The organism is Synechococcus sp. B60.1 (genome assembly GCF_047462555.1).
Lineage (GTDB): Bacteria > Cyanobacteriota > Cyanobacteriia > Thermostichales > Thermostichaceae > Thermostichus.
Genome location: NZ_JANSJN010000185.1, coordinates 1 through 2,052 on the forward strand (window position 1 = coordinate 1; position 2,052 = coordinate 2,052).

The following is a 2,052-nucleotide window of genomic DNA, read 5'->3' on the forward strand; positions in this document are numbered from 1 at the left end:
AGACAGATCCGAAAGGGCCGGCCTGGGGTTGTTGGAGCGGATCAAAGTGCAGAAGTGCCGCAAGAATCCTCCTAACTCTTGCCTAATGCCTCTGAGCACCTGGCATCCTATTTGGGGTGCCATTTTTCGAGTTGGCCCATGAAACCCGGGATCCTGATCTCAGCAGCAGCCGACCAAGAAGCCGACTTGCTCGAGCTGCTCACACAGCAGCGCGCCCTGGTCTCGCGGTTTTGCTGGATTGTCGAGGGATCCCTAGCCGCCCATTTGACCCAACACCCCAGGCTGACGGTCAAAACCGTTGCCTGTAGAGCAGAATGGCATGCTCAACTTTTTGAGGATAGTACCCAAGCCGTCATTGCCCTCTGGGATGCGGCAGCAGATCCGGCTGGGTTGACAAAGTTGGTCCAAGATTGCCAAGAGGCAAATCTTCCGTTGGCGCTGAATGTGCCCACTGCTCGAGCGCTGCTGCTCTCGTTGGCGGAGCAACGCCTGGGCTATTTGATCTTCAACCCCATTGCTGGCCAAGGGGATGAAACTCAACAACTGGCCCTATTGCGGCAACGCCTATCCGTCGGGATCCGCCTGCAGGTGTTGCTGACTGAACCGGGGCGCGATGCCAAAAGCCTGGCAGAAGAGGCCCTGGCCGCCCGGCCTGATCTGATCATCGCTGCTGGTGGCGATGGCACGGTTTCAGCCGTGGCCGGGGTACTGTTTGGCTCCGGCATTCCCCTGGGGGTGATCCCGCGCGGTACGGCCAATGCTTTTGCCGCGGCGCTGGGGATCCCAACTGATTTGGAAAGGGCTTGCGATCTAATCTTGGCCGGATCGACACGGGTGATGGATGCCGCTCGCTGCAATGGGCAGCCGATGATCCTGCTGGCCGGGATCGGGTTTGAAGCGGAAACGGTCGAACGTGCCAGCCGCGAATTGAAAAGTCGCTTGGGATCGCTAGCCTACTTGCTGGCGGGGTTACAACAACTGGCGAACCAGCAACCCTTTCAAGTGACGCTCCAAGTGGATGGAGCCGAGCTGCAGCACTTGCAAGCCACTGCCCTGACCATTGCCAATGCTGCACCGGCCACCTCTGTGCTTGCCCAGGGCCGTGGGCGTGTCAATCCGACGGATGGGCAACTGGATGTGACGGTGGTGCGCGGCCAGGATGACCCCAATTCAGGCAGGCTGTCCCAGACTTTGGCGCGACGGGTGCAATCCCTCGGGGATATGGTGCATCTGTTGGGGGCCTCTCTGGCCAAGCAGGTGCCGAAACTGAACGGGATTCTCACCCTCAAAGCTTCCCGCATCCGGGTTGAGGCAACCCCACTCCAAAAGGTGGTCGTCGATGGAGAAGTGGTGGGCACAACCCCCGTCCAGATCGAGGTGATCCCAGGGGGACTGACCGTGATTGCACCACCTGTGCGGAAACCCAACTCCGCCGAAAAGCTCGCCATCTTCTGGGTAAGGCGGATCTCGCCGAGCCTGACCCTGCTGAGCACAACCGTTGGCCTGGGCGGGATCCTCGGCTCGGCTCTGGCCCTCTGGGGACTGACTCTGGCTTTGCAAGGACTGGCGCCCTCCAGTCAAGCCATCGATGTATGGATTTTGCAATGGCTGCGCCGGGCCAGCCCTTGGCCGGATCCCCTAGCCTGGGTGGGGTGGGGGTTAGGGCATCCGATTGGGCTGGTGAGCTTGACCGCCTGTGGATGGGTTTTGCTCTGGCGCAGCCAACAAAGACGAACGGCAGGGGGGCTGTTGGTTGCAGCCTTAGGAGCTGCCGTGATTGCCGGGATCCTGCAGCCTACCTTTTCTCGCCCCCGACCAGATCTTTGGGATCCCATCCTGTCGGAGACAGGCCACAGCTTTCCCAGTGGACAGGTCATCGCAGCAACGGCAATCTACGGTCTGTTGGGCTATCTGCTGGCAAGGTATTATCCTGCTCAGCGGCGCTGGATCGGGGGCGGCGTGCTGGGGATCCTACTCCTCATTGGTTTCAGCCGGGCCTACTTGGGGTTGAATTGGCCCAGCGATCTGCTGGCGGGATATAGCCTGGGGGCT

1 protein-coding gene is annotated in these 2,052 nt (G+C 60.6%); it reads left to right on the forward strand.

Translation table 11 applies throughout. The features are described from left to right. Positions 1-138 precede the first annotated feature (138 nt). A partial coding sequence (locus NW863_RS12855; RefSeq protein WP_414366835.1) for a YegS/Rv2252/BmrU family lipid kinase occupies positions 139-2,052 on the forward strand: 1,914 nt, incomplete at its 3' end.